The organism is Paenibacillus sp. NRS-1760, assembly GCF_050467785.1.
Lineage (GTDB): Bacteria > Bacillota > Bacilli > Paenibacillales > Paenibacillaceae > Pristimantibacillus.
Map to the genome: position 1 here is coordinate 140369 of NZ_JBITPK010000013.1, position 23336 is coordinate 163704.

Genomic DNA, 23336 nt, shown 5'->3' on the forward strand with positions numbered 1-23336 from the left:
TAAAGCTCACCCATATATTTAATGAAAACCTGACCCTTTGAGGTCGGGTTTTTCCAATGTTGGAACGCTTCTGCGGGTTCAAACAATTGATTTTTTTCTGAGAATGGTAAGTACATCATGGATATCGATGCAAAGGCTTGGCAGGAGGAAATGAAATGTGGTTTCAAAAGAGAAGATTTACGATTTTTCCTAAGCTGCTCCTGGGCTTCTTGATCGCGATTTTACCTGTGTACATGTTGGGCATTTATTTGAACAAACAGGTGGCCAGCAGTTTGCGGGATCAAATTCTGCAATCCATGCAAACCAATGTGAAATTTTATTTGTCATCACTGACGAATGAAATCGTTAATATCGAAAATTTCAAACGTTCCTTACTGGTGGACGAGGATCTTATGGCTTTAAGTACGGTAGCTCCGGCCTTGACGGAAAACGAGCTGCGTGAAGCGATTTTGCGGTTAGAGAGAAAGGTGGCTCTTCTGCAGGACTCCAGCTCTTATATTGCGAGTGCAACTCTCTACATCCCGTTGATTGACAAGCAAATAAAGTCCGGAAGCTACATTGAGGGTGTCTCGATCAAAGAACTGGAAACGATTCGATTCAAGATGCAGCAGCAATTATCTCCATTAGTATGGCATGGCGACAAGTTGCTTATGGGCTCCTATTACCCGGAAAGCGTGATCAAAAACAGGGCTCCCGTCTTCTTGATCGAGATCGAGATCAATCAGCGGATGATCATGGACGATTTAAGCAGTATGTCCGATCAAGGAGGAGCTTACCTCTATTTCAAGCAGGAGGGTCGTGTTATTACTAATCACGCGGTGCCCAATACTTCCGATGAAATCGAAAAATTATTATCTCGGCAGTCAGGCGGTGAAGTTGAAAGTGTCATATTTGAGAACCAAGGGAAGAAATATTTGGTTTCGCTCCGGCAATCGTCAGGATATGATTTTTCGCTAGGAATATACACGCCGGAAGACGTCATTATGCGCGACTTTGACAAATATAATGCGTTGTTCTGGATCTTGTTCGCTTTGTCCATCATTGTGATGGCGCTGTTCTCGTATTGGATTTTCAAAGCGATTCGGAATCCCGTCCGCAACCTGTTAAAGGCCTTCCGAAAAGTGGAGCAAGGTCAGCTAGCGGTTCGGGTCTCACAGAGGAGTAATGACGAATTTTCGGACCTGTCAGAACAGTTCAATAAGATGGTAGCTAAGCTGCAATCCTTGATACAAGAAGTATACGAGCAGCAAATTAGGAGTCAGCAGTCTGAACTAAGACAGCTGCAGTCGCAGATCAACCCGCATTTCCTTTACAATAGCTTTTTTATTTTGCATCAGCTGATCGAATTCGAGGATTTGGATAATGCAAGGAAGTTCGTACACTATCTTGGCAACTACTTTCAGTTTATTACGAGAGATGCAAAGTCAGAGCTGTCACTAGAGCAAGAAATGAAGCATGCTGAAGCGTATTTGAATATCCAGATGATGCGGTTCGGCAGCAGGATTAATGTTTCGGTGGAACCGATTCCCCCTTGGTGGGAGGAATTGCTGGTACCGCGTCTCATCGTGCAGCCTATCATTGAAAATGCCTACCAGCATGGACTGGAGTCCAGAATATCAGATGGTCATTTGCGAATAACGAATGAATTGCGGGACAACTTCCTTTGTATCTATTTTGAAGATAATGGCACCGCGCTTACGGAAGACGAGCTTATGCGGCTCAAGTTCAAGCTTCAGGATGCATCGGAACTTGAAACGACGGGAGTCGTCAATGTGCATAGGCGGCTGCAGATCAAATTTGGCCTATCGGCTGGTCTATACGTTTTCCGAAGCGAGCTAGGCGGCTTGGGCGTTGCGATGAAAATACCTGTTAAGACAAAGGAGGAGTAAGATGTACCGCTTATTAATCGTAGATGATGAGCCTTTGATTCTGCAGGGGCTTACGAAGTTATGCAGCCGGTTGACGGAACCCGAATTGGAAATCTATTCGGCGGGTACGTCGCAGGAGGCGTTGATGTGGCTCGGAAGAGTGAAAATAGACATTGTGTTGTCGGATATTCGGATGCCAGGCATGAATGGTCTGGAGCTTCAGGGCGAGATTGTGAAGCAGTGGCCTAGGTGCAAAGTGATCTTCTTGACCGGTCACAGCGACTTTGCTTATATTCAGCAAGCGATTCGGCAAGGCAGCGCGGACTATATTCTTAAGACCGAAGGCAATGCCAAAATTGTGGAATGCATTCTCGCTGTTGCCAAGCAGCTTGATCAAGAGCAATTAGTGGATATGCAGCTCATTGAGGCAAGCCAGCAAAGGAAGGTCGCGTTGCCCTATATTCAGAAGCAGTATTTGAACGAGCTGATACAAGGTGATGACAGGTCGCTGCATTCGCTACGCGACAAATTCGAAGATCTGCAGATTCCTCTGGATGCTGGTGTTCCTTGCTTGCTCATGATTGTGCGCATCGATGATTGGGGACAACGGGAAAGCTTGATGGACAAAACTCTGTTCCAATTTGCTCTGGACAATATGACGAACGAATTATTATCTCCACTCACGAAAGTAATCTCTATGAGTTATGACAAAAACAAAATGGTTTGGTTTATCCAGCCTTCCGAAGCTCCATCTGATCAAGGCGCTTTCAAAAGAACATTCCTGTTCGTTCGCGAAATGTTGGAACAAATTCAATTGACATCGCTTAATTTGCTAAAGCTGCCTCTGTCTCTGGCGCTTGCGAACAGCTTCTCGGAATGGTATGACGTTCCGCACAAGTTCGAGCGGCTTAATCTGCTTTTCCATAGCGGTCTTGGATTCGGAAGCGAGCTGATTTTACTGGAGCCTGAATTCATGCCCCAAACTAATAACTGTAGCGCAGAGATGCGTCTTACCTCGGTTCATTTTAATAAAATTTCCTATTTGAAGTCCTGCATGGAGAATGGACAAGAGGATGCAACAATTGAAACGCTGGAGGAGCTGCTTGCTTTCGCGTCGCTGTCGGGAGCTTTCCCAAGCGCTGTGCAGATGGAGCTATACTATTTGCTTGTCGCAGTATTCCTGCCTCATGGCTTGCTGCATTCGAGTAATGACGCTCACACCGATCAGGATTTGGGACGGTTTACGCAGTTCGAAAGATACCGTTCCTGGCATCAAATTTGCGAAGAATTCACTTCTTATGCCAAGAATATATTTGAATGGCAGCATGCCGGCATGGTCGTTCAGGAGCATGAGCTCATTCAGAAAATCCAGCATTATGTGGCGAGCCATCTGTCTGGAGATTTGTCGCTGTCGAGAATTGGTGAGGTGGTGGGGCATAACCCTTCCTATCTCTCCAGGTTGTACAAAAAACTGACGGGTAAAGGTTTGTCCAGTTATATCAACGAAATTAGGCTGGAGAAAGCGAAGCGTATGCTGGAGCAAGATGGTTACAAGGTGCACGAGATTGCATCCGAGCTCGGTTTCTTGTCTTCGCAGTATTTCCATCGTTTTTTCAAAAAAGCGACGCATCTGACGCCGCAGGAATACCGTGAACTGAAGAGGGATTCAAACGTGTAAATAAAAGATACAAATGTCACGAATGGAAACTAGTTAGCGTACTCGCTTTACTTTTATAATGAAGCCGTAGCAAAGAAAACTAACTAGAAAAGGGTGTTCATGATGAAGAGAAAAGGTCATTTGAGTATCATTCTCGCAAACATCTTGGTATGTTCCGTTGTCCTGGCAGGCTGTGGCAGCAAAGACGACGGCATCGAACAAAGCGGGAGTGCTAATTCTGGAAATCAAGGGACAGGAGAAGCCGTTATTGAGCCGCTTGGCAAATATGATCCTCCCATTGATGTAACAGCGGCGAAATTTATCACGCAAGACGTGGTGTATCCAGAAGGTCAATCGGAGTCGAAAAATGCCTGGCAAGATCTCTATAAAGAAATGGGTATTAATCTAAAATACGATTGGATTGTAAAAGGTACGGACGCACAATATTTCCAGAAGCTGAACCTCTCCATCGCTTCCGGAGAAATACCCGATCTCATGATGGTTAACTCCTCTCAATTAAAGCAATTGGTCGAATCGGATATGTTGGAAGATCTGACATCAGTTTATGAGAAATATGCAACTCCAGCTGTAAAAAGCGTTTTCGAGCAGGACAAGCAGGCTTTGCAATCCGTTACTTTCGACGGCAAATTATTTGCAATTCCAAAGACGGAGCCGATGATCGGCGCGCAAACACCGTTGCTATGGCTGCGTACGGACTGGTTGACGAAGCTGGGTCTTTCCGAGCCGAAAACATGGGAAGAAGTATTGCAAATTTCGAATGCCTTCACGACCAAAGATCCTGACGGCAACGGCAAAGCGGATACATTCGGCATCGCGCTAAGCAAAGATATCATTAACGGCTATCCTTCCCTGAATGGATTCCTAAATGCTTACGGCGCATATCCTCGGATCTGGAAAAAAGATGCATCAGGCAACTTAGTCTACGGAAGCATCCAGCCAGAAGTCAAATCAGCGCTAATCAAGCTGGCAGAACTGTACAAGAACGGCGAACTGGATAAGGAATTTGGCGTAAAGGACGGCTCGAAAGTTGCGGAGTCGCTGGTCGGCGACCGTATTGGGATGATGTTTGGACCAAGCTGGGCTTCACAATGGCCGCTTCAAGATAACAAAAAGAAAAACGGTGCTGCAGAGTGGAGAGCGTTTCCGATCCCGTCCGTCGATGGCGGTAATGCCACCGTGCAAATGCCGTTTGGCGCATCGTTCTACTATGTAGTTAAGAAGGATATGAAACATCCGGAAATTGCGGTCAAGATGGCAAATCTCTTCATGGAGAAGCTGTATGGAGAAACTGCAGATTATTTGAAATATGGAGTAGACGGCAGCGGTATAACGGTTGCCAAATATTCAATGGTGGATTTGTTTGCGCCGGACAAAGATATCAACCGTTCGGTGAACGTAGCGGAAGCGATCAAGATCGGGGATCCATCCAAGCTGAACCCGGAAGAGAAATCAACCTACGACAAAATCAAGGCATTTGAAGGCGGAGACTTGAATTTCTACGGTGAAATGTACCAGAACGGTCCAGAAGGAGCGATGATGGTGCTGAAGAAACTGTCGGATGAAGGTAAAGTGATCGCTGAAGGATACGGCGGAGCTCCTACCGATACGATGGGTGAGAAAAAAGCTACATTGGAGAAGATGGAGACTGAAATCTTCACGAAAATCGTTTACGGCGCTGCTTCGATCGACCAATTCGACAAGTTCGTCGAGGATTGGAAAGCGCTCGGCGGCGATCAAATTACACAAGAAGTCAATGAATGGAACGCTTCACAACAATAATCCAAGTGTGAGGGGTAAGATGCTTATGGCTTGCCCCTTTTCTTCTATACAGACAAATTGAGATTCGAAATAAGGAAGTGGACATCTTGCACACAAAAAAGGGACTCAGGCAGCTTCCGTTGCACTTGATGTTAATACCGGGCATCGTGATCGTATTGATCTATTGCTACTTTCCGATGGTCGGGGTATTGATGGCGTTCCAAAAGTATATTCCGTCAAAAGGTTTGTTCGATTCCAAATGGGTAGAATTTAGAAATTTCGAATATTTGTTTCAAATGCCCGATTTCGGGCAGGTTCTCTGGAATACGGTTTATATCGCTGTTCTCAAGATGGTGTTTGGGCTTCTTGTGCCGATTACGATCGCTATTTTGCTAAACGAAGTTGGCAAAATGTATGTGAAGAGATGGGTTCAAACGCTAATTTATCTTCCTCACTTTTTATCATGGGTTATTCTGGGCGGCGTATTCATCGATATTTTGTCACCGTCCAACGGACTGCTGAATCAGTTTTTAGGTATCTTCTCAATTAAACCTATTTTTTTTCTAGGAGATAATACTTGGTTTCCGATAACCTTGATCGTTTCGGATATTTGGAAGGAATTCGGATTCAGTACGATTGTTTATTTAGCGGCACTGACAACGATTAATCCCAGTTTGTACGAAGCAGCCATGATCGATGGCGCGGGCAGATGGAAGCAAACATGGAATATTACCCTTCCAGGTATGATGCCGGTTATCATTTTGATGGCGACATTAAGTTTAGGAAATGTATTAAATGCAGGGTTTGACCAAGTATTTAATTTATATAGTCCGCTAGTTTATGAGAGTGGAGATATTCTGGATACGCTAATTTATCGAATTGGGTTAATGGATATGCAGTACGGTGTGGCTACCGCACTTGGCTTGTTCAAATCAATTATCTCTTTTGCCCTTGTATCTATCTCGTATTGGCTGGCATACAAAATTGCTGATTACCGCATCTTTTAGGAAAGGAGAGAACCGATTTGGTAGAAGGAAAATCATTTGGACGAAGCTTATTTCACACACTCAATTATGTCTTTCTTATTGGAATCGCATTATCTTGTCTGATACCACTTATTCATATTTTGGCGGTATCCCTAAGCTCAAATGTAGCGGCAAGCGCTGGGATCGTAAAGCTATGGCCTCAGGAAATGACGTTCAAAGCCTATGAATTCGTGTTATCCAAGAGTGAGTTTCTTACTTCGTTATGGATTACGGTGGAGAGGGTTGTTCTAGGCACAGTCATTAGCATGGTTTTAACCATTCTTATTGCTTATCCGCTGTCCAAAACCGGCAAGGAGCTGAAATTCAGGACGGGTTACGCGTGGTTCTTCGTCTTTACGATTTTGTTCAGCGGGGGATTGATTCCTTGGTATATGACGATTCGCGCGACCGGGCTGCTCGATTCCATATGGGCATTAGTTATTCCTGGGGCTGTTCCTGTATTTAATGTCATTTTATTATTGAATTTTTTTAGAGGGCTGCCCAAAGAACTGGAAGAAGCGGCATTTGTCGACGGCGCGACACACTGGACTACGTTATGGCGTATATTTGTGCCGCTGTCGATGCCTTCCATTGCCACGATTATGCTGTTCACGATCGTTATGCATTGGAATTCATGGTTTGACGGACTTGTGGTCATGAATTCGCAGCATAACTATCCTCTGTCGAGTTACCTGCAAACCGTCATCGTTCAATCGAGCTTGACCAACATGTCCGCGGAGCAGCTGGCGAATTTAGCTTCCGTGTCGGACCGAACAGTAAAAGCCGCGCAAATTTTCGTAGGTGCGCTGCCGATTCTTGCTTTTTATCCATTCCTGCAGAAGTATTTCGTGAAAGGTATGGTTTTGGGCGGGGTAAAAGAATAATTAAAGGAGCGATTGCTAATGGAGACTGGAACTAAACCTTGGACAATTTACGCGATTCATCACTCGCATACCGATGTGGGGTACACGGAGCGACAAGAGAAGATAAAACAATATCACGTCGATTTTATACGGCAGGCGCTTCATATTTTTCGCGAAATTCAGGATGGACGTCGCCCTGAATGGAATGGATTTAAATGGGTCTGCGAAACGTTTTGGCCAATTGAGGCGTTCCTCGAAAAGGCTACTGAGCAGGAAAAGTTGGAGTTTGCTGAAGCGGTAAGACGCGGAGATATCGGGCTTTCAGGCACTTATCTTAATATGAGCGAGCTTGTCGGCAAAGATCTGCTTGAAGCAATGATCGGCCGTGTTCGCACTTACGGAGAATCGATTGGAATGCCGGTGAAGTCTGCCATGACAGCCGATATTACGGGCTTTAGCTGGGGGTATGGCGAGGTGCTGCTCAATGCGGGTATTCAAAACTTGATCACCTGCATCCATACTCATCATTCGATGTATCCACTATGGAAGAAGCAGCAGCCTTTCTGGTGGGAGATGCCAAATGGCGAAAGGCTCCTGACATGGAACGGAGAGCATTACGTCTTCGGCAACGATTTGGGATTAATTCCAGGTATCGGAGGCTCTTATACCATTAAGGATGAATTCGATACGTCCAAGGGCATCACGTTCGAGATTGCGGAAGCGCGTATTCCGAGGTATTTGGAACGGTTGCGTGCGGACGGGTATCCGTTCCCATTCGCACCTGTCATGATGTCTGGGCTGCCGACGGACAACAGCTCTCCGAATGCCCAGCTTATGGATTTCGTGAACCAGTGGAACAGCAAACATAGCGAAAAAATCAAAATCGTACCGTGTACGTTGGATGAATTTTTTGACGCGGTACGTGGTCATGCAGAACAGCATCCCGACGATATTCCTGTATTCCGGGGCGATTGGCCAGATTGGTGGACGGATGGCGTTGGTTCAACGCCGAAGCATGTGCAAGTATTCCGAGAGGCGCAGCGTGTCCATCGGAAAGTGAAGCAGCTTGATCCAAACGGAGAGATTGTAACTGCTGAGGCGATGAGAGCGATGGAATACGAGCTGACATTGTTCGCCGAGCATACTTGGGGCTACCATTCCTCTGTGACAGAGCCTTGGAATCCCTTCGTGCAGGAGCTTGGTGTCCGCAAGGAGGCGTTTGCCGCCAATGCGAGCACGCTCGTACATCGCGCATTGTATGATATTTTGGAACATAAAGGGGATGCGCTGCTTGCACCAGACCGGCCGATGCGGTTCAAGCTGCACAATCCTAATCCTTTTGCACAAGAAGACGTTGCCCATCTGATTATGGAAGGTTGGCACTATGACCTGATCAAGGACGGATTCGAAGCACGTGTCGAAGGAAGTGGAGAGGTATATCCTGCTCAGCTAAGAGTTGCGCCGAGGGGTGTCATCGTTAGCATACCAGTGACACTTCAAGCCGGAGAAGAGAAAATATTGATGATCCATCCTGTCCACAATGGTCAAGCAAAGACAGCATACACTACGGATTACGTAGGTTCAGACAGAATGATGGATATCGACGTATCGCATGTAGAGAAAACTTTTCACTTCACCTCGACTTATTTGGAGACGCCATTTGTCCGGATGGAATGGAAGAAGGGCGAAGGGATTACATCCTGGATCGACAAGCGTACTGGGGAGGAAATGCTGCGCTCTGACCGCAATCACCATGCCTTCTCGCCGGTATATGACATAACCCGTGCTTCCAGCGTTAAGGATATGTATGAAGTTAGACGCATGATGGGCCGCAACCGTAAAGGAGCCGATGCGATTGTCTCGACAGGGGTACTGACGAGTGCGGAAGTAATTGCGCAGGGTGATGTGTACGGTACAGTTCAGTTGACGTTCGAGGTGGCGGGATGCTCGCATTATTCATTGCTCGTTACGGCATATACAGACAGACCTCGCGTGGATGTGGCCGTACGTATGCATAAGGACAGCGTATGGGATCCGGAGAATCTGTATATTTCCTTGCCTTTCGGGGGCCATATTATGGATGGCGAGCAGGAGCTGTGGATGGATAAAATGGATTCTCTAGCTCGTCCGCGCAAGGATCAATTGCCGGGAAGTCTAGCCGATTATTATTGCATCGGGGAAGGCGTCGCTTACGTGGGAAGTCAAGGTGGCGTGTCAATAGCCATGCCGGATACACCGCTTATTCAACTAGGAAAGCTTGAACACGGCTTCCGATTACTGAACGGGGACGAGAAGCTGGAGCATGATCCAGGTCATCTCTATTCATGGGCAATGAACAATTATTGGGAAACTAACTTTACGGCAACGCTGGGCGGCTTCTATGAATTCCGATATTTTGTCGCATGGGGCGAAGCGCTTAATAAGCCGGAATCAGCGATGACCACTTGCCGCAGCATGAATGCTGGTATCTTGGCATGGAGATCGAAATGATGAAAGTGAAAAAGTATTTAGATGCTTCAATATCGACGGAAAAGCGGGTTCATGATCTGCTGGAACGCATGACGCTAGAGGAAAAAATCGGCCAGCTTATCCAACCCTTTGGCTGGCAGGCATACGAACGAACGGAAGACGGCATAGAGCTGACGGAAACATTCCGTTCCTATATCGAGAGGGGGAGCGTTGGCTCACTCTACGGCGTTTTGCGAGCTGATCCTTGGACCGGTGTAACACTGGAGTCGGGATTATCGCCCCGCGAAGGGGCGGAAGTTATCAATCTGATTCAAAAATACGCGATTGAGCATACGAGGCTTGGTATTCCAATCTTGTTCGGGGAGGAATGCTCCCATGGGCATATGGCCATCGGTGCAACGGTATTCCCAGTGCCGCTTGCGATGGGCAGCAGCTGGAATACGCCGCTGTATCTAGAAGTATGCCGCGCGATTGCAGCAGAGACGAGGGTACAAGGGGGAACGGTCACATATTCCCCTGTCCTCGACGTCGTCCGCGATTCTAGATGGGGACGGACGGAAGAGACATTCGGCGAGGATCCGTATCTTATCGGAGAGATGGCGGTAGCGGCAGTCGAAGGCTTGCAAGGGGAGTCCATCGCTTCGGGTGATACCGTTATCGCAACACTCAAGCATTTCGCCGGCTACGGCAGCTCCGAAGGAGGACGCAATGCGGCGCCCGCTCGAATCGGCGCGAGGGAGCTTCTCGAAAAGGATTTGTTGCCATTCGAGCGAGCGGTGCAGGCCGGTGCGCTGTCGATCATGACGGCATACAACGAAATCGATGGCGTGCCATGCACGTCGAATTATGAGCTGCTTACCCAAACTTTGAGAGAAAAGTGGGGATTCGAGGGATTCGTCATTACCGATTGCGGAGCGATCAATATGCTTTGCGGCGGCCACCAAGTAGTAGAAAGCGAAGAGGATGCAGCATGCGCGGCGCTGCTTGCGGGTGTCGATATGGAAATGTCTGGCGACAGCTTCGGCAAGCATTTGCTGCATGCCGTAAGGAATCAAAAGGTCTCTATAGAGGATATTGATCTTGCTGTGCGCCGCATTCTTCACCAGAAATTTGAGTTAGGCTTGTTCGAGCGACCATACGCGAACCCAGACAGGGCCTCGGAAATTATCGGCCAAGAAAGCCACATCAAGTTGGCGGGACGGATGGCGCAAGAAAGCATAATCCTGCTCAAGAACCACAATCAGGTGCTGCCGTTGTCAACAAACTTGAGCAAAATCGCGGTCATCGGACCTAACGCGAACAATATTTATAATCAATTGGGTGATTATACATCGCCGCAGGAGCGCTCCGGTATTGTGACGGTACTGGACGGCATTCAGCGAAAATGCGTTGGCCAAAGCGAGGTCATGTATGCGCCGGGCTGCCGCATTAAAGATCCGTCGAAGGAAGGATTCGAGCACGCACTCCAAATCGCGCAGGCTGCAGATGCGATCATAGCCGTAGTTGGCGGTTCCAGCGCAAGGGACTTCGGCGAAGGAACGATAGATTTGAAGACGGGTGCTGCGATTATTACCGATCAGTCAAGCTTAAGCGATATGGATTGCGGAGAAGGATTTGACAGAGCGGAACTGAGTTTGTCAGGCGTTCAATTGGAATTGCTGAAAGAGCTTCACAAGACAGACAAACCGCTTATCGTCGTTTTTATCAACGGACGGCCGATCGTGGAACCGTGGATCGACGAACACGCCGATGCGATTCTAGAGGCTTGGTATCCTGGACAGGAAGGCGGGAATGCAATCGCGGACGTACTATTCGGCGATTACAACCCGTCCGGCAGGCTCACAATATCGATTCCTAAGCATTCGGGACAACTTCCGATTTATTACAATACGAAGCGGACCAAAGGCAAGCGATATGTGGAGACAGACTTAGAACCTAGATATCCATTCGGTTATGGCCTTAGCTACACGTCTTTCCAGTATGACGGCATCACGCTAAGCAAATCTAATATAAAGCCGGATGAGAGCTGCACCGTAAGCGTTGATGTCACGAATATCGGCGGAATGGCGGGACAGGAGGTCGTACAGCTTTATGTAACGGATGTTGTCAGTTCCGTAACGAGGCCAGCTTTGGAATTGAAAGGCTTCCTGAAAATTCAATTGGAGCCTGGCGAATCGACGACCGTCCAGTTTACGATCGCAAAGGAACAATTGCAATACGTAGGAAGGGACTATCGCCGCATCGTCGAACCGGGTCAGTTCCGTATCCAAGTAGGCGGCCACGCAGAGTCGCTCCTTGGGGCTGACTTGTATGTACTTCCACCCGAATAAGTATGGAGAGAGGATGAAACAACACTATGAAAAACCATCGTTTGCCGCAAATTGATATCCCCGAGCTAAAGCTGCCGCCTTCCATCATAAAGGCGATGGAGGAAGCCGACAAGCTGCTCGCTCATCGGCCGAAGCTTAACCGATTATTTCAGAACTGCTTCCCAAATACGCTGGAGACGACAACAAAGCTGCTGGAGGACGGGACTACCTTTGTCCTAACAGGAGACATCCCCGCTATGTGGTTGCGGGATTCCGTGGAGCAAGTGATGCATTATGTCCCGTTTGCCAAGGAAGACCCCGAGCTGCAGCGTATTTTGGAGGGAGTCATTAATCGCCATATGTTCTATATTAGCATTGATCCTTATGCTAACGCTTTTAACGAAACCGCCAATGACTGGCATTGGAACTCCGGAGACGAAACGGAAAGTTCGCCTTGGGTGTGGGAACGTAAATTCGAACTCGATTCCATGTGCTTCTCTTTCCGTCTAGCCTATCATTATTGGAAGGAAACGGGCCGGACGGGCATATTCAATGAGCAATTCAAAGCTTCTTTGCTGGCGATGCTGGACGTCTGGCAGATCGAGCAGCAGCATGCTGAGCTCTCAACGTATAGATTCCAGCGTCATAATGGAATCATGATCGATACACTGCGGAGGCAAGGGCGCGGCATGCTGGTCAACGAGACTGGCATGATCTGGTCAGGATTCCGTCCAAGCGACGATGCTTGCGATTTCCATTTCAACATTCCGTCTAATATGTTCGCCGCTGTAACACTTCGCGACATGGGCGAAATCGTCCGTTACGTATACCGAGATGAGAAGCTTGCGGCTCGCATGGCTGTAATGGAAGAAGAAATCCGGCATGCTATTGAATTGTACGGCATCGTGGAACATCCGAAGTACGGACGCATGTACGCATTCGAGACAGACGGCTTCGGCAATCACGTCCTAATGGATGACGCAGGTACGCCAAGTCTGATATCGGCGCCTTATATCGGCTTCGCGGATGCAAACGATCCTATCTATTTGAACACGCGAGCTTTCATTTTGAGCGAAGATAATCCTTACTATTACAAAGGCGAGAGCCTTAGCGGTATTGGCAGCCCTCATACACCGCCGGACTTCGTGTGGCATCTCGCTTATTCTATGCAAGGTTTGACCGCCGTGGACCCGGATGAAATCAGGGAAATGATCGATATCATGGAGTCGACGGATGCTGACACCGGCTTTATGCATGAAGGCTTCCACAAAGATGATCCTACCAATTTCACGAGGGATTGGTTTGCTTGGTCAAACAGTCAGTTTGCCCATTTGGTGTGGAAAGCTTTGCAACAAGGCATTATTTAGAGCGATAGTCAATTCATTTAAACGTACAGCCCTTTTTATCAAACATATGACGGCGATTATTGAAGGAGGTATGATCCATGTTTAATAAATATCCTATAAACCCAGTCAGGCAGCCATTCTTGGAACAGCCAATTTCAAAAGGTTATGAAGCTTTAACGGAGCTATTAAAGGCGAGCTTGGACGAGAAGACGGGCACGCCCACGCTTATTATCGTGGACGGCACGCACGGCGCTGACTTTCAGTCATTCATTCGGCATGCTGCTTCCGCGATCGAGAAGCAAGGTTGGAGCTTGAACGTTCAAAGCACGGCAGGTTACTTGAAATCCGGTGAGACGCTGCGTGAGGAATTCGACCGCAACATTACGGAAAATAGAGCGTTCGGTTACGTGACTGAGGATGAAATCGAGGCTTATTTCGTATTGGACGCAAGAGAAACGCTCGCGACCCGATTGAAAGAACAAAATGGGAGAACGGCGATTATCGTGTTCGGCCCAGGCGCTTATTGGCTTGCGGGAGAGCGGATCGGCACTGTCTTATTTCTGGATGTTTCTAGGGAATATCAGCAAATCCAGCATAAAAAGCAACTGCTCAATTTCGGAATGTCATGGAACCGCGATTCCGTTGAAAAGTATAAAATTAGTTATTTCGTGGAATGGCCGATACTGGAAACGTACCGTAAACGTATTTTCCAGAACATCGATCTCTACTTGGACATGAACAAGCCGGAAGAGCCTGTATTCTTGACCATCTCTGACTTGGAAGGCATGATCCGGAGCGTGGCCCAAAATCCGCTTCGCGTTAAGCCGTTTTTCGCCCCTGGTATTTGGGGTGGACAATATTTGAAAGACATGGCTGACCTTCCTAAGGAGTGGGTGAACTGTGCATGGAGCTTCGAGCCGATCGCACCAGAGAATTCTATTCTAATTGGATATGGAGGCGACGTGATCGAAGTACCGTTCCTGATCGTGATGGCCCTTGAATATAAAGCCATCATGGGCGAACGTCCGGTGTCGTTGTTCGGCGATTATTTTCCGGTGCGGTTCGATTACCTTGATACGATGAACGGGGACAAATTATCTTGCCAAGTGCATCCGAAGCAGGACTACGTGCGTGAACATTTCAACGAGTTTATGACACAGCAGGAATCTTATTACATTATGGAACAGAAAAAGGATGCCAAGGTTTACCTCGGGCTTACGGAAGGAACGGAGAGAGAGAATTTCCAAAACGCCGTCTTGCAGGCACAGGAAACAGGCGTACCGATGGAATTCACTGAATATGTCAACGAATTCGATTCGAACAAAGGGGATTTGTTCCTCATTCCTCCGGGAACCGTTCATGCTTCAGGGATCGATAATCTTGTGCTTGAAGTCTCATCTACGACTTGGTGGTTTACGTTCAAGCTATACGATTATTTGCGTAAGGATCTAGATGGCAAACCACGTCCGATCAACGCGGATCACGGCTTCCGTAATATCGATTACGACAAAACGACATCGTGGGTTAAGCAAAACCTCATCCCCGAGCCGCAGCTGCTGCAGATCCAAGGCGGCAACGAAGAGTATTTGCTCGGTCAACGAGACGATCTACTGTTTTACGTAAGGCGGATCCATCTGCAGACGGAATGGCTAGACCAGACGGACGGCGAGTTTGTCATGTACAATCTCGTGGAGGGAAATAGCGTACGTATTGTATCCATTGCGGATGAATCAATATTCGTCGATTTGAATTACGCGGAATCTTATATTCTACCTTCCGTATTCGGTGCATACAAAATCGTAAACCTGACGGAAACGCCATGCAAACTGATTAAAGCGGGAGTATCTCCGGAATGGAACGTGAGCCTGATTGAACGCTGATCTCATATTTGCTTTGGATGTGGGTGGAACTTATGTCAAGGGATGCGTTGTAGAACGCGGGGAAGTAATGGAAGGCACGATCTCTCATTATGCTGCAAATGCCAAGGGATCGGAAGAAGTCATCATTGGCGGATTGGCAGCTATCCTATTAGACTTGCTTGAAAAATATAAGCGGTTTCCGCATTCATTCTCACCCGAAGCCATCGGCATCGGCATGTCCTTTCCTGGACCGTTTGATTATGAAAACGGCGTGAGCTGGATTCGTGAGCTGGATAAATTCGAATCGCTGTACGGTGTAAACGTGAAAGAAAAGCTCATGCAAGCATTGCTTGCAAACGGCTTTGGGGAGAATACAGATTTCTTGGACATCCGGTTCCAGAATGATGGCAGATTGTTTGGTTTGGGAACCGGCAAACTCTATCCAAATGAGCGAATACTGACTATTACGCTTGGGACGGGTATTGGTTCAGCTTTTATTGATTGCAGAACTCTTGTCACCGAAGGTGAACACGTACCGCAAGATGGCTATTTATATAACTTGCCTCATCAAGGCGTGGCTGCGGATGAATGCTTCTCGCGGAGAGGAATTCTTAAGTTATTCCGGGATGCCGGCTGTCAGCATGATGGCATGGATGTGAAGGATCTTGCGGAGGTTGCCCGGAAGGGCGAGAATCGCATGAGCGAGCTGTTCAGGGCATTCGGGGATGAATTGGGACAATTCTTACTGCCTTTCCTAATAGATTTTAAGGCTGACCGTCTCATAATTGGAGGCCAAATAGCCAAAAGCATGGATTTGTTCGGAGAAGGCCTTATTCGCATGCTCTCACCACTCGGTATGAAAGTCGAAGCCCTCGACAATGCGCTGCACCATACCTTTATCGGTGCTTCCTGTATGTTCGACGCAGAACCACATGGAACCCCGTAATAGGACTCCTTACTAGTGGAGCCGTATAAGGTGACCGTGATTGGAGAATGGAGCGTGAGCAATCGCTTATCTCTAAACCTTATTATAAATAATAAAACAATCTCGGTGGCTTTTATGTTAGCAACGACCATAGAATGAAATAGAGAGATACAAATGAATGTTATATTAATCCAAACCTTATAGTGCTCATCATAAGTATGGACCATCCTTCGGGATGGTTTTTTTTTTTGAGAATGAATGGGATTTGTCAACACAAGGCTACATTATAATAGAAAAAAGTCAGGTTAGCATGATGACTAAAACTATCTTTTAAGGAATAATCAGTTTATAAGAATCTTTGATGGGGGTCAAAATGAAAAAAATTGCACTTATTGGTTCTGGAGGTTCACGCAAATCAACTTTGGCTAGCAAGCTGGGCAGAATATTATCGATTAAAGTTCATCATTTGGATTCAATTTTTTGGAAGCCGGGTTGGATTAGCATGCCAAAAAACGAGCAAAAAGTTGTTCAAGAGGAGCTCAAAAGTCATGATAGTTGGATTATAGATGGTAATTATGGAGGCACTTTAGATATTAGGTTACAAGCGGCTGATACAATCATATTTGTTGACCTATCAAGATGGATCTGCATTGTTCGCGTGTTGAAGAGAAGGTTCGAGTACCGCAACAAGAAGAGAATGGATATGGCAGAAGGTTGCGAAGAAAGGGTCAGTTTGGAATTTTTGAAATGGGTCTGGGAATACCCAGACAAACAAAAGCCGAAGATAACAGAAAAACTGCGAAGGTTATCGAATGAAAAGAAAATAATTATTTTGAAGTCTCCGAAAGACGTACGAGAATTTGTAGCAAAACTTGAATAAAACATTGATGAGCAGGCCCTGTGGTGGCCTGCTTATTTTAATAAGCTAATAGACAGTCATGCGTAATTAGAATTGTATAATTAGTCCATTAGATTCCAATATGTGGTATTAATATTTTGGAAATGTTTTTACATACGATTATTGAATGGTGAATCCGTATTTTGTAACAATCCAGAGTTTATGCCAAAGAGTCGGATAACTTTTTATTAGTTTCAAGGATAGGTGGAAAAACTAATGGCTTTTTTATTTGCTATATTGGCTTTTTTATTTATGTTGTTTTTCTTAAGTACATTCCGTGCTCTTATTAATAAAGAAAACAGTACTCAATTAACTATTTTTACATCTTTACTTTTTGGGGGGCTATTTTGGGTATGTCTACTAATTTGGTCTTAATAGAGTTTTTGAACTAACGGGATTGAAGTTGATTCTACGTTTAAAGGAGAAATGAAATGTGACCAAACTAAATATGGATTTTTTATTGAAAGCTATTGATCAGAAAGATAAGGAATTAAAGAAAGCAGAAAAGGATGCATTTTCCTTAGAAATGACTGATCCAAAATTCGAAGAGCAGTACAATAAACTTGAAAAAATAAGACAGGAAGTAATGGATTTAAATTTACAGGTAAGCAATTTAAGTAGTTTATGAATATGAAGATCAACGATTGCACAGATAACAAAAAGAGGAAAGTAAAGTCTTGATTATTACACGAAAAGTCGGAATTTTCTGCGATATATATATGTGAGATGCGGAAGCGTTCCGGACTTGTAGGAGGTAGGTTTCCATGATTACGGACTTAAAACGTGATATAATCGCTATTATTCTAAGCGTGTTCATTATTGGTGTAATCGTCTTTAAAACCTATATGCCCGACGCATTCGCAAGCAAGTCCGCACCGACTTTATCACTTGAAGAGGCAAGCGAGCGCCTAGAGCGAATTATTTCGAATGGCGGAACGTATACGTATATAACCAGCTTCGATAGCCACGCCCTTGAACCTGTCGTGTACGAAGCGTTAGTGATAGTAACCGATATAAAAGAGAGAAATTTATAAAAATGGTCCAGCTACCTTATACTGGGTTTTCGTTTTATTAGAGTATAGGTCACGGAATCTCACGTGAGTATATGAACCAAGAGGCGCAGTAAAACTATTTATTTCGTATTGACAGAAGTATATAGAAATATAGTTAAAGAGTAAGACTATTACATAATTGACCACATGGAAGGCAACAACTCCATGTGGTTTTTTTGATTAAAGCTGTTTCAAACTTTGCTCATCATGTTTTATTTGCAATAAACGCATCAATTAACAGTTAGGATACTTTTCTGATAAGCCTCAAGAGTCGAGAAAGTGCTAATTGTAATATGTGGGTTAACCTTTCGCCAAAACCGTTGTAACGTTTACTAATTATCTAAGTAAATCTGCAACTCCGGGGCTATGCTCATTTGGCATATCAGGAAGCTCTGGAACTGGAAACCCCTGAGGAGGAGGAGTTACTGATAAAGTACCACTATTCCTGCTTGGGCTTTCACCTTGAAAAATATTAGAAATTAATGTTTCATCTAAGCGGAAATTAAATTGCATATTGTGATAGCCCATATCTACGAACTTTCTGCACTCAGGATATTTGTTGATATCATAGTTCGGTACTGGGAACACTTTACCCCAATCAACGCCCAGTGTTTCAAGTGCTTTGGCAAAAGCGTTCTGATGCGCATTATCACGGACAATAAGAAATCCTAACGTTTCTCTGAATGTTTGATTAGAGCTCATCTCATAAATCCGTGTTTTTTGCAGAACACCAGTAGACTCAAGCACGACATTGTTTAACATGTCTGCAACAAGATTGCCATGACTATAAACCCACGATGCATTCCATGGATTTCCTCCCGCATCTATAGGTAAAGAACTTTTAGCTCCCATAATATAGTGGTGGGGGTTTCCGTGTTTAACCGCCTCGTCAATCGGAGCTTTATCAACCCCAGCATCTCCGGGAATATTTAGACCAGATTCATTAAGTAGTTGATTGATCGTACTCTGAACAAGCTCGACATGAGCAATTTCTTCTAAAAACACCCCTCTCAGTAGATCGCGAAATTGTTTGTCTTTTCCTCTGAAATTAGAGCTTTGGAAAAAATATTGCATCATGGTTCGCATTTCACCGAATTGGCCGCCTAACGCTTCCTGAAGAACTTTTGCAGCTGCTGGATCTGGTTTATCTGGTTTAATTACGTTGATTAGTTCTTCTTTGTAATAGTACAAAACAATCACTCCTTTATCGTTTCTAAACAACCTGAACACGTTGATTATGATTTCACAGTTAAAGTTTCATTATGCAAATTCTGAAAAGGATTGTGGAAATCATATCAATTTCAAAGAAGTGAATGGTTTATAAATTTGTCCTCGTCCGATTATGTTAAATTAAGTTAACATTGCTTGTTTGTTGGATTGAGATGAGAATAGATAAGTGAAACATGATTATGGAAATATCTAGGTTTAAGATAAATTGACTAACCAACTCATTAAGATGGCTTCTGGTTATTATGGCTGTTTTCTTGTTAAACTAATGGGCAATTTAGTGCAGCTTATTACGTTAATTTTGACACCATACCGAACTTAAGACTATTCTTATGAGTACCTAAGATTCGCTGTATTTGGCAAAAGGCAGGCATCAAATCACAACCAATATTAATGAATATATATAAATAGATAGAGGAGGTCCTTATGGTTGAAGTCTCATACCGCTGACCGTATTAAAATCCCGGCAGGATTTTGGATAGGATTACGTCAATTAGGAATTGCCCCTCATGACGTAGCTCGTAAAGCAGGATTGCCGCTCACCATTATTACTGAATCAGTAGTTACCACCGCTCATTATTTCGCGATCTGGCAGGCTTATTCCGATCTCATTGGCGACACTGCAAAAGGAATTATCAAGCTTGCGACCATATATGAAACAGCGCAATATCCACCGACTGTCTTAGCTACTTACTATGCTCGTGACTATCGTGACGCTTTAAACCGAATGTCTCGGTACAAACAAATGTGCCCACCCGAAAGCCTGCGTATTATTGAGGAAGGAGAGTATTGTACAATCGAACTGGAATGGCTGCATACGGAGCAAGCAGGTCCGCCGCTACTGGTGGGTATCACATTGGCATTTCTATTGGAGCTAGGGCGTCGGGGAACAGGTCAACCCTTGACAGCGCGTGTTGTCGAATTTTCACAATCAATGGGCGATGTACAAGCTCTTGAAGCTTATTTTGGCTGCCCAATCAGAATGGATGCAAACTATAACCGTTTGACGCTGCATCGAAGCGATCTGGATCGTCCTTTTGTCACGTACAACGAAGAGTTACTGGAGATTCTGACTCCTGTTTTAGACCGATCGCTCAATGAACAGCAAAGCAGCCGCTCTATAACTGAAATGGTCAAATGGATTCTAAAACGCAGCCTTACAGGTGGGCGCCCCGATATTCAGGTTGTCGCGAAGGAACTCGGTATGAGCGATCGTACCTTGCAACGCCGGCTTACCGACGAAAATACGAGTTTCAAGCATGTTTTAACAAAAGCTAGACATGAGCAGGCACTAGAGTACTTGGCAAATCCCTCGCTTGATATTAAGGAAATCGCTTTTTTAATTGGATATGAAGACCAAAATTCATTCTACCGCGCCTTCCGTCTTTGGGAAGGTGAGACTCCTACAAATTGGCGTACGGAATATTTGGTACAAACCCATTAGCCGAAGGACGGCTAGAATTGCCGATTATATAGAATTCCCAACCATATAAATTTATAGAGAGCTAGTATTTATTGCGTTTTTTTATTTGGCGTGTTAAACGAGTACATTGGCGCGATATGCTAGTTACTAACCCATTCAGACAAGGTAATATTATCACTATCCTCATTACAAGACTGTTTTAATCATGACTATTAATCAGCTTGTCGTGAATGAATAAGTAAATGAAAAGGGAGAAATTTAATATGGATATGGGATTAAAAAATAAAATAGCTTTAGTTACAGGATCAACGAAGGGTATAGGTAAAGCAATTGCTATTGAACTTGCTAAAGAAGGTGTCCATGTACTCATTAATGGTCGAAATTACGAAGAGGTGGAACGAATTGTAAATGAAATCAAATCAGATTTCCCGGCTACCTCACCTCAAAATGCTACAGCCGATATTGTGGATATTTCGCAAAGAGAAGCTTTATTCGAAAAATACCCCAATATTGATATATTAGTAAATAGTATGGGCATCTATGAAATGATGAAATATGAAGATGTTGACGATGAGATATGGGAAAAATACTTCCGCACGAACGTACTTGCGGCAAATGGATTATCTAAATATTATTTACCTAAAATGTTGAAAAATGATTATGGCCGCATTATCTTTATTGCGAGTGAAGAAGCAATAATGCCTTCAGGACAAATGCCTCAGTATTGTATGACAAAATCAATGCTATTATCATTGTCCAAAAGCTTATCCAAATTAACAGTTGGAACAGAAGTTACAGTCAATACGATCCTGCCAGGACCAACTCTCTCTGAAAATGTGCATCAAATCATTGAGGGCATATACTCAAATGAAGATATGAGTTTTTCAGAAAAAGAGAAAAATTTTATGACTACAAACCTGCCTCAATCTGAAATACAGCGATTTATCAAGCCTATTGAAATAGGTAGATTAGCTGCATTTGTATGCAGTCCTTATGCATCCGCATTTAAAGGTTCTCCAATTCGTATGGATGGGGGAATGGTACCGACTATTTTTTAAGTTGTTTACGATTTGAATGATTGATTCTAATTTCATTTGGAATTGATGTAATAAAACGTTAGAATTATTTTGAGAAGATATGGTAAGTACTCTTTCTTCAGAGGTTTATAGAATAGAGAGGAGAATGAGAAATGGATCTATCTATAAGTAAACGGCATGCCTCGCTACGAGAGGCTGAATGCAAGGCGGAACAACTATTCAAGGCGATCGAAGATCAAGGAATTATTCGTCCTGATGTGACTGAAAAGCAAATAAATCGTGAAATCTATCAATTGGCATTCGAGATGTTTGGTATTAAAAAATATTGGCATAAACGAATCGTGCGAGCTGGAAAAAACACGTTGTTCCCATATAGAGAAAACCCGCCTGATCTGATTGTTTCCAAAGTTGATATTATATTTCTGGATTTTGGCCCAATTTTTGAAGATTGGGAAGCTGATTTCGGAAGAACCTTCGTTCTAGGAGATGATCCAGCAAAAATAAAATTGAAAAATGATATTGTTGAGGCCTGGGATGAAGGGAAGGCCTATTTTCAGTCTCAATCTGCGATTACAGGTAGTGAACTTTATACTTATGTGAGTCATCTAGCTTTAAAATACGGATGGGAGTTTGGAGGACCGCATGCGGGTCACCTTATTGGTGAATTCCCTCATGAAGTCATACAGGGAGAATCCGTTGAAAACTATATTCATCAAGGTAATCATATTCCAATGAGAGATCCGGATTCGAATGGTAAGCCTCGCGATTGGATTTTGGAAATTCATTTTGTGGATAGGAAGCTGGAAATTGGCGGATTTATAGAGCAATTATTAAACGTTGATTAATGTAGCTATTGATATTGAATATAGAGTAGTAGGATAAAAGAAACTATAAATGGCTGCGAAGCAAATCGGCAGCCTTTTTTTGGTTAACTTGGTGATCTTTTTATTTGAAGTACGATTAGCCGGAATATATGCTTCGGCTATTAGATCGAGGGTAAGATTGCCGGTATCTGTTAATTTATTGTTCTAAAGGATATGTGAAATTCGCGAATGTCCTGAAACTGCATTTACAGCACTTCCAGAGCAGTAAAATGTCCATCGCGGGACATAGCATAATAAACTTTGAACTTGTATGTTACACTGTTATAAGTGGTATACGCTGATTATTATTACTTTAGGTAGTATAAATGGGTTATTGAATGAACTTCCAATACCCATCAGCGCTCCTGTTCAATATAGCGAACATTCACCTGTCGATAAAGTATTAGAGTATATTCAAGTTAATTATTCATTAAAGATTTCATTAAACGAATTGATTGGTAAAGTGGCCTTTTTTTTCAAATAGTATAGATTGCGATATACAATATACGTAAAAAGGAATTAATAACATGTATGATGAGCAGTATGCGCCAGGGCATCTGCTCTTTTTTAATTGACGGAGAGTAGTATAAGTGAGACTCAAGAAAGGTTTTGAGTGGATTTTTTTATATAAACAGATAATAATAAGAAGAAATAGATTTATATTTAACCATATGGAATGAATGATAATGCATAAAAGTGATTAAATCATGCTGTTAAGCTTCGGCAGTGAGTGGAG

Annotated in this window: 17 protein-coding genes; 16 read left to right on the forward strand and 1 reads right to left on the reverse strand. The window is 44.3% G+C overall.

What is annotated here, in order from left to right; all coding sequences use genetic code 11:
* Window positions 1-155: 155 nt before the first annotated feature.
* The 13 genes from ACIFSR_RS16260 to ACIFSR_RS16320 all read left to right on the forward strand — a co-directional run bounded on the left by ACIFSR_RS16260 (window position 156) and on the right by ACIFSR_RS16320 (window position 18032).
* Window positions 156-1889 carry a sensor histidine kinase gene (locus ACIFSR_RS16260; protein ID WP_430058351.1) on the forward strand — a complete coding sequence of 578 codons (1734 nt, stop codon included), beginning with the start codon at window positions 156-158 and terminating at the stop codon, window positions 1887-1889.
* A gap of 1 nt (window position 1890) precedes the next feature.
* Entirely contained in the window at window positions 1891-3546 is a 1656-nt protein-coding gene (locus ACIFSR_RS16265; protein WP_430058354.1) for a response regulator transcription factor, read from the forward strand.
* A gap of 99 nt (window positions 3547-3645) precedes the next feature.
* Window positions 3646-5325, forward strand: coding sequence for an extracellular solute-binding protein (locus ACIFSR_RS16270; protein WP_430058356.1), 1680 nt, complete (start codon window positions 3646-3648; stop codon window positions 5323-5325).
* Between the two features lie 128 nt (window positions 5326-5453).
* Window positions 5454-6311 (forward strand): ABC transporter permease, encoded by an 858-nt coding sequence (locus ACIFSR_RS16275; protein WP_430059307.1) that lies wholly within the window; start codon window positions 5454-5456, stop codon window positions 6309-6311.
* Window positions 6312-6328: 17 nt separating this feature from the next.
* Entirely contained in the window at window positions 6329-7213 is an 885-nt protein-coding gene (locus ACIFSR_RS16280; protein ID WP_339203079.1) for a carbohydrate ABC transporter permease, read from the forward strand.
* Between the two features lie 18 nt (window positions 7214-7231).
* The gene (locus ACIFSR_RS16285) at window positions 7232-9682 is read left to right on the forward strand and encodes a glycoside hydrolase (protein WP_339203077.1); all 2451 of its coding nucleotides are present in this window, start codon (window positions 7232-7234) and stop codon (window positions 9680-9682) included.
* Window positions 9682-11991, forward strand: a complete 2310-nt coding sequence (locus ACIFSR_RS16290) for a glycoside hydrolase family 3 N-terminal domain-containing protein (RefSeq protein WP_430059309.1) — start codon at window positions 9682-9684, stop codon at window positions 11989-11991. Before ACIFSR_RS16285 ends, ACIFSR_RS16290 begins: the two co-directional genes overlap by 1 nt.
* Before the next feature lie 26 nt (window positions 11992-12017).
* On the forward strand, window positions 12018-13337 hold the full coding sequence (locus ACIFSR_RS16295; protein WP_339203074.1) for a glycoside hydrolase family 125 protein: 1320 nt from the start codon (window positions 12018-12020) through the stop codon (window positions 13335-13337).
* A gap of 77 nt (window positions 13338-13414) precedes the next feature.
* Entirely contained in the window at window positions 13415-15196 is a 1782-nt protein-coding gene (locus ACIFSR_RS16300; RefSeq protein ID WP_339203072.1) for a class I mannose-6-phosphate isomerase, read from the forward strand.
* Window positions 15186-16121 carry an ROK family protein gene (locus tag ACIFSR_RS16305; RefSeq protein ID WP_430058361.1) on the forward strand — a complete coding sequence of 312 codons (936 nt, stop codon included), beginning with the start codon at window positions 15186-15188 and terminating at the stop codon, window positions 16119-16121. Before ACIFSR_RS16300 ends, ACIFSR_RS16305 begins: the two co-directional genes overlap by 11 nt.
* A gap of 352 nt (window positions 16122-16473) precedes the next feature.
* Window positions 16474-16980, forward strand: a complete 507-nt coding sequence (locus ACIFSR_RS16310; protein ID WP_430058363.1) for a DNA topology modulation protein — start codon at window positions 16474-16476, stop codon at window positions 16978-16980.
* 451 nt (window positions 16981-17431) lie between these two features.
* The gene (locus ACIFSR_RS16315; protein WP_430058366.1) at window positions 17432-17626 is read left to right on the forward strand and encodes a hypothetical protein; all 195 of its coding nucleotides are present in this window, start codon (window positions 17432-17434) and stop codon (window positions 17624-17626) included.
* Between the two features lie 136 nt (window positions 17627-17762).
* Window positions 17763-18032, forward strand: a complete 270-nt coding sequence (locus ACIFSR_RS16320; protein ID WP_430058369.1) for a hypothetical protein — start codon at window positions 17763-17765, stop codon at window positions 18030-18032.
* 354 nt (window positions 18033-18386) lie between these two features.
* On the opposite strand, the gene ACIFSR_RS16325 is transcribed toward ACIFSR_RS16320, so the two are convergent.
* Window positions 18387-19241: a manganese catalase family protein gene (locus ACIFSR_RS16325; protein WP_430058372.1), complete on the reverse strand. Its 855-nt coding sequence runs from the start codon at window positions 19239-19241 to the stop codon at window positions 18387-18389.
* Between the two features lie 466 nt (window positions 19242-19707).
* On the opposite strand from ACIFSR_RS16325, the gene ACIFSR_RS16330 reads away from it, so the two are divergent.
* The 3 genes from ACIFSR_RS16330 to ACIFSR_RS16340 all read left to right on the forward strand — a co-directional run bounded on the left by ACIFSR_RS16330 (window position 19708) and on the right by ACIFSR_RS16340 (window position 22582).
* Window positions 19708-20721: a helix-turn-helix domain-containing protein gene (locus ACIFSR_RS16330; protein WP_430058374.1), complete on the forward strand. Its 1014-nt coding sequence runs from the start codon at window positions 19708-19710 to the stop codon at window positions 20719-20721.
* Window positions 20722-20963: 242 nt separating this feature from the next.
* Window positions 20964-21758, forward strand: coding sequence for an SDR family NAD(P)-dependent oxidoreductase (locus ACIFSR_RS16335; protein WP_430058376.1), 795 nt, complete (start codon window positions 20964-20966; stop codon window positions 21756-21758).
* 131 nt (window positions 21759-21889) lie between these two features.
* Window positions 21890-22582, forward strand: a complete 693-nt coding sequence (locus ACIFSR_RS16340) for a M24 family metallopeptidase (RefSeq protein WP_430058379.1) — start codon at window positions 21890-21892, stop codon at window positions 22580-22582.
* Window positions 22583-23336 lie beyond the last annotated feature (754 nt).